This is a genomic window from Chrysiogenia bacterium (genome assembly GCA_020434085.1).
GTDB lineage: Bacteria > JAGRBM01 > JAGRBM01 > JAGRBM01 > JAGRBM01 > JAGRBM01.
On sequence record JAGRBM010000280.1, the window covers coordinates 1 to 6,434 of the forward strand.

Genomic DNA, 6,434 nt, shown 5'->3' on the forward strand with positions numbered 1-6,434 from the left:
GCACTTCGTCGCCGGGCTCGGCGTTGACCGCGCGGGCCAGGTCGCTGCCCAGGATGATGCGTGCGCCCTCGCGGCTCTCGACGTACTCGCGGATGAAGGGATCCTTGATGCCCTTGACCTCGCCGCCCCCGAGACTTGCGAAGGAACCGATCTTCATGTGGTCGGGAAAAACGGTGGCATTGCCCGCCTCGGCCGGACGCACGCCGACAAGCCGCACCGCGCCCACTTCCTCGCCGCGGGCGATCATCGCTTCCTTGCGGAAGAAGGGCGTCGTGCCGGTCACACCGGGAATCTGGTTGATTCGTCCAAGGAGCGAGTCGAGTTCATCGACGGAGACTTCCTGCTCGCGCGAGGAAAAGTGAACGAGAACGGGAGCGGTGGCGCCCACCATCTGGGCGCGCAGTTTCTGGGTAAAGCCCGCCATCACCGCCTGCACGACAAGCAGCGCGGCCACGCCCAGCGTCACACCGGCCACGCCGATGAGGCTCTGCGCCGAGAGCCCGCTGCTGGTGTCCGTGCCACGCAGGTAGCGGCGGGCAATAAAGCTCTTCCAGTTCACTCGCCCTCGCCCTGGGAGTTCTCGCCCTCGCCGGCGGCAGCGCGCGCGCGCATCTGCGGAAAGAGAATGACATCGCGAATGCTCGCCGCGTCGGTGAGCAGCATGACCAGCCGGTCGATGCCGATCCCCTCGCCCGCCGTCGGCGGCAGGCCGTATTCAAGCGCGTGGATGTAGTCGGCGTCGTAGTCCATGGCCTCTTCGTCGCCGGCTTCCTTTTGTTCGACCTGCGCGCGGAAGCGCCCTTCCTGGTCGACCGGGTCGGCCAGCTCGTTGAAACCGTTGGCCAGCTCGCGCCCGTAGATGTAAAGCTCGAAACGATCGGTGTAGTCGGCATTGCCGTCGGTGCGGCGTGCCAGCGGGCTTACGATGGCCGGGAACCCGGTGATGAAGGTCGGCTGGATGAGCGTGGGCTCGACCAGTTCTTCAAACAGCGTGACCAGATTGGCCAGCGGCTTGTCGGGATCGAAGAACTTGTGGCGCAGCGCCTGGGAGGGTGGTTCCTTGGCGTGCTCGAAGAGCGAGGCGAAGCGCTCGACATTGGTCAGACATTCCTCTGCATAGCCGGGGATGTCGCTGACGGCCTCGCGCATGCTCACGCGGGCAAAGGGCGCGCCGAAATCGAGCTCGACCCCCTGATAGGTGATCTTCGTCTCGCCGCCGGTGACCTTCCTCGTCAGCTCGCGAATGAGATCCTCGCTCAGATCCATGAGGTCGCCGTAGGTAGCATAGGCCCAGTAGAACTCGAGCATGGTGAACTCGGGGTTGTGCTGGGTGCTGATCCCCTCGTTTCGGAAGTTGCGGCCAATCTCGAAGACGCGCTCGAAGCCGCCGACCACCAGCCGCTTGAGGTAGGTCTCGGGCGCAATGCGCATGTAGAGATCCATCCCCAGCGTGTTGTGATGGGTTACGAAGGGCTTGGCCGCCGCGCCGGATACCAGCGTGTGCATCATCGGCGTCTCGACTTCGAGAAAGTCACGCGCAACGAAATACTCGCGAATCCAGGTCGTGATCTTCGAGCGCAGCGCGAAGGTCTTGCGTGCGTCCTGATTGACGATCAGGTCGACGTAGCGCTGGCGGTAGCGTTTTTCAACGTCCGAGAGACCGTGCCACTTCTCGGGCAGCGGATGGACGCACTTGGTATAGAGTGCAAAGCGCTCGACCCGGATGGTGAGTTCGTCGGTTTTGGTGCGAAAGAGCGTGCCGGCCACGAAGACGATGTCGCCCACGTCGAGCTTCTTGTAGCGGGCGAACTCATCGCCAAGGCTCTTCTTCTCGAAAAAGACCTGGATGCGGCCCGAACGATCCTGAACGTGGGCGAAGGCCGCCTTGCCGAACAGGCGGTTGAGCACCAGGCGTCCGGCGATGCTGACGGCCACGGGCTCGGCCTCGAACTGCTCGTTGGTGCTCGTCCCGTACTGGTCGTGAAGCGCCTGGGCCAGGTGGGCCGGCTGCTCGGGGGCAACGGGGTATGGGTCGACGCCCTCTTCGCGCCATTCAACGGCGCGCTTTTTACGGAGGGCGATCTGGTCGTGTGTGTCTTGCTCGGCCAAGCTAGGCTCCTGAAACCATTGGGAAATCACCGTCACGCGGCGGTCGCGCTACCTTAGAGCCGAGTGCTGCAAGCGGCAAGAACGCGCGGGCCCCGGTTCGTTTTCGGTGGGGGCGCGCTGTGTTGTAGCTTGCCCCTGCCGGGATGCAAAGTGCGCCGCGCGCTTCTTTCCGCGCCATTTTCTCGGAGATTATGAAGGTTCATTAACCTGCGTTGCAGGGCGTGCGGAGCGCGACTAGCCTGCGTGCATTCACGAATCCCATGCAGCGCCCGCCGAGCGTGGGCGGCATCGCTTTCCAAGGAGCCCATTCATGCGATTTTTCCCTCGCCTGCTGCAGGCAGCAGCACTGTTTTCCCTTGCGATTCTCGTGGCTTGTGAGTCCGGCCCAGGCGCTCCCAACCCCGTTACGACCCCTTCGGGTCTCAAATACATCGACCAGCAGGTGGGCACCGGAGCCGAAGCCAAGACCGGCGACAATGTCGAGGTGCACTACACCGGCACGCTGACCGACGGGACGAAATTCGACAGCTCCCTCGATCGCGGCCGCCCGTTCAAGTTTCGCCTTGGCGCCGGCAAGGTGATCAAGGGCTGGGACGAGGGAATTGTCGGAATGAAGGAAGGCGGCAAGCGCAAGCTCATCATTCCCCCCAACCTTGCCTACGGCGACCGCGGAGCGGGGGAAAAGATTCCTCCCAACTCGACGCTGGAGTTTGACGTTGAGCTCGTATCGGTTCGCACCGCCCGGGAACTTCCCCCGCAGGCCAAGGGCGATGATGGCGGCATTACCGAACTGATGATTGAAGACATCAAGGTGGGCGATGGCGCCGAAGCCAAGCCCGGCGACCTGGTGAGCGTCCACTACACGGGCACCCTGCTCGATGGATCGAAGTTCGACAGCTCTCTGGACCATGGCAAGCCCTTCGAGTTCCCCCTGGGCGGCGGCCGCGTCATCAAGGGCTGGGATCAGGGCGTTGCGGGCATGAAGGTGGGCGGCAAGCGCAAGCTCACCATTCCGCCGCACCTGGCCTACGGAAACCGCGCCCGCCCGAAGATCCCGGCAGGATCCACCCTGGTCTTCGAGGTGGAACTGCTCGAGGTGAAAGAAGCGCCCAAGGGCGACGATGGCGGCATCACCGAGCTGATGATTGAAGACATCAAGGTCGGCGACGGCGCCGAAGCGGTTCCCGGCAAGACGGTGAGCGTCCATTACACGGGCACCCTGCTCAACGGCACGAAGTTCGACAGCTCGCTCGACCGTGGCAAGCCCATCGAATTCCCCCTGGGACAGGGCCGCGTGATCCAGGGCTGGGAAAAAGGCATCGCCGGCATGAAGGTGGGCGGCAAGCGCAAGCTCACCATTCCTCCGGCCCTGGCCTACGGGAACCGGGCCGCGGGCCCGATTCCGCCCAATTCGACCCTGGTCTTTGACGTCGAACTCATGGAGGTGAAGTGATGAGCGAGGGACTCCAGATTGACGACATTGTGGTGGGCGAAGGGGCCGAGGCCGTGCGCGGCAAGACCGTGGAGGTCCACTACACCGGCACGCTTACCAACGGCGACAAATTCGATAGCTCCCATGATCGGGGCACCCCGTTCAGCTTCCCGCTGGGTGGTGGCCGCGTGATCGCGGGCTGGGATCTGGGCGTGGCCGGCATGAAAGAGGGCGGAAAACGCAAACTGACGATACCGCCGGCCATGGGCTATGGCGACCGGGGCGTGCCCGGAGCGATTCCGCCGGCTGCCACGCTCATTTTTGAAGTTGAGCTGCTGCGTGTATTGTAATTGGCGTATTGGACAACGGGCCGGGGAAGCCAGGAGCGCAAAATGAAGACTCTGAAGAATACCCTTGTGTTGAGTGCGGCCCTGCTGGGGCTGTTTGCCACTGCGGCGCCGGCCTCGGCGCAGAGCATCGGCTGGGTGGTCGGCATCAACGGCAGCCCCAAGCTCACCCGTGCCGGACACACCAAGCCCGTCAGGCGCGGGAACTCCGTCATCACGGGCGATCTCATCGAGACCGACGACGCGGCCAAGATCAAGCTGCTCTTCTCCGATGATTCGGTCATGGCAATCGGCCCGCGCTCCAGCGTGACGATCCCCGAATTCACCTACAAGGCCGACAATCGCGTCGCCAAGATCAAGGTCCTCTTCGGACGCTTCAAGATCAACATCGCCAAGTTCTTTGGCGGTCCCAGCGACTATGAGGTCACCACCCCCACGGCCGTAGCCGGCGTGCGCGGGACGATCCTGTGGGGCGATACCGACATCGATGCCATCTGCTCGCTCGAGGGCGAGATCGAAGTCCGATCCCTCTCGGCCGCCGAGGATGCCGAGGCGGCCCGGTTGACCCCCGGAAATTGCGTGGCGAACATGGGCCAGGGCGAGACCGCCCCGCTGGTTCCCTCCCAGGAAGCCCTCCAGGGCTATCTCAAGGAAGTGACGCTCGAGTAGGTTTTCGGCTTCATTCTGCCCAGATTGTCGTTTTTTAACCTCTGCAGCCTTGCAAGCGGTTACGGGTTTGTTGCAGAATGCCCCGCATCCTAACTGAGTGGTCAGTATCCGTCTTCACTACTTTCAAGCAACATTGAAATCTGATAGAGTCGACCCAGGTTTGGAGATTGTTGGGCTAACAACGGGCGGGAACGTTTGGGGACGCGCGATGGCGTGAGAGGCCGGAGGTTCATTCCGGGGCCGCGCGCGCACTGTTTGACCCGCCCCACCCCGCACCGCCGGGAAGCATTGGAGTCTGGGAAGTCATGGAAGAAAAAGAATACGAACTGCTCGACCGCGTGCACACGCCGCAGGATATCAAGGACATTCGCGAGGAAGATCTCCCGCAATTTGTGGACGAGTGTCGCGACTGGCTGATTCACGCCGTCTCGAAGACCGGCGGACATCTGGCCGCCTCGCTCGGCGTTGCCGAAATTACGGTTGCCGCGCACTACGTCTTCGATTCGCCGCGCGACAAGATGATCTGGGACGTGGGTCACCAGGCCTACATCCACAAGATGCTCACCGGTCGGCGCGATCACTTCCCCTCCATCCGTCAGTGGAAGGGAATGAGCGGCTTCCTGCGCCGCGATGAATCCGAGCACGATGCCTTCGGCGCGGGCCATGGCGGCACGTCGATCTCCGCGGCGCTCGGCATGAACGAGGCCAAGCACCAGCAGGGACAGCGCCACAAGTCCATCGCCATCATCGGCGACGGATCGTTTACCTGCGGCATGGCCTTCGAAGCCATGAACCACGCCGGTCATCTGGGCCGCGACCTCATCGTCATCCTCAACGACAACGAGTGGGGCATCTCCCCCAACGTGGGCGCGGTCGGCCAGTTCCTTAATCGCAACGTCACCAGCAAGAGCTTCGTGAAGCTCAAGCGCGAGGTCAAAAAGTGGGTCGTCAACAATGCCGGCACCGAAGTCGCCCAGCGAATCGGTCGGTTTGAGGACGCGGTGAAGACCGCCTTCCTTCCGGGCTCGGCGCTCTTCGAAGCATTCGGTTTCGACTACATGGGCCCCGTTGACGGCCACGACGTCCACGAGATGGTCCGCGTTCTTCGCGCGGCCAAGGCTTCGAGCAAGCCCATCCTCATCCACGCCTACACCCAGAAGGGTCACGGCTGGGAAGTGGCCGAAGCCGATCCGCTGACCTATCACGGCCTTGGCAAGTACAACCCCGACACCGGGGAGATTCAGAAGGGCACGGCCGGCGGCCCGCCCTCCTACACGAACGTCTTTGCCCAGGCCGCCATCGAGCTGGCCGATGCCGACGAGAGCATCGTCGCCATCACCGCGGCCATGCCCACGGGCACCGGGCTCAACAAGTTCGAGCAGGCCCATCCCAAACGCACCTACGACGTGGGCATGTGCGAGCAGCACGGCGTCACCTTCGCCGCCGGCATGGCCGCCGAGGGCATGCATCCCATCGTGGCGATCTACTCGACCTTCCTTCAGCGCGGCTACGACCAGGTCGTCCACGACGTGTGCCTGCAGAAGCTGCCCGTCGTGTTCGCGATGGACCGCGCGGGACTTGTGGGCGCCGACGGCGCAACCCACATGGGTCTCTACGACATTTCCTACATGCGCTCGCTGCCCAACATGGTGGTCATGGCGCCCAAGGACGAGAACGAGCTGCGCCACATGCTCAAGACGGCCGTCTATTGCGGCCTGCCGGCGGCCGTTCGCTACCCGCGCGGCAATGGCCAGGGCGTGGAAATCGAACCCATGCGCGAGCTGCCGCTCGGCAAGGGCGAGCTGCTCGAAGAAGGCGGCGACATCGCAATCATTGCCTACGGCACGCCCGTGAACTTTGCGATGGAAGCGGCCAAA

6 protein-coding genes are annotated in these 6,434 nt (G+C 63.3%); 4 read left to right on the plus strand and 2 right to left on the minus strand.

Annotated elements, in window-relative coordinates; translation table 11 throughout:
• Together KDH09_09385 and lysS are read right to left on the minus strand one after the other, a co-directional pair.
• A partial coding sequence (locus KDH09_09385) for an ABC transporter permease (protein MCB0219893.1) occupies positions 1-559 on the minus strand: 559 nt, incomplete at its 3' end.
• A complete protein-coding gene (lysS, locus tag KDH09_09390) occupies positions 556-2,145 on the minus strand; it encodes a lysine--tRNA ligase (GenBank protein MCB0219894.1) in 1,590 nt (529 codons plus the stop codon). The genes lysS and KDH09_09385, both read right to left, overlap by 4 nt.
• 274 nt (positions 2,146-2,419) lie before the next feature.
• Here lysS and KDH09_09395 point away from each other — a divergent pair, with 274 nt between their 5' ends.
• The 4 genes from KDH09_09395 to KDH09_09410 form a co-directional block, all read left to right on the plus strand.
• Positions 2,420-3,562, plus strand: coding sequence for an FKBP-type peptidyl-prolyl cis-trans isomerase (locus KDH09_09395; protein MCB0219895.1), 1,143 nt, complete (start codon positions 2,420-2,422; stop codon positions 3,560-3,562).
• Positions 3,562-3,891 (plus strand): FKBP-type peptidyl-prolyl cis-trans isomerase, encoded by a 330-nt coding sequence (locus KDH09_09400; GenBank protein MCB0219896.1) that lies wholly within the window; start codon positions 3,562-3,564, stop codon positions 3,889-3,891. The genes KDH09_09395 and KDH09_09400 overlap by 1 nt, the downstream gene beginning before the upstream one ends.
• Positions 3,892-3,933: 42 nt before the next feature.
• Positions 3,934-4,557, plus strand: coding sequence for a FecR domain-containing protein (locus KDH09_09405; GenBank protein ID MCB0219897.1), 624 nt, complete (start codon positions 3,934-3,936; stop codon positions 4,555-4,557).
• Between the two features lie 305 nt (positions 4,558-4,862).
• A partial coding sequence (locus KDH09_09410; protein ID MCB0219898.1) for a 1-deoxy-D-xylulose-5-phosphate synthase occupies positions 4,863-6,434 on the plus strand: 1,572 nt, incomplete at its 3' end.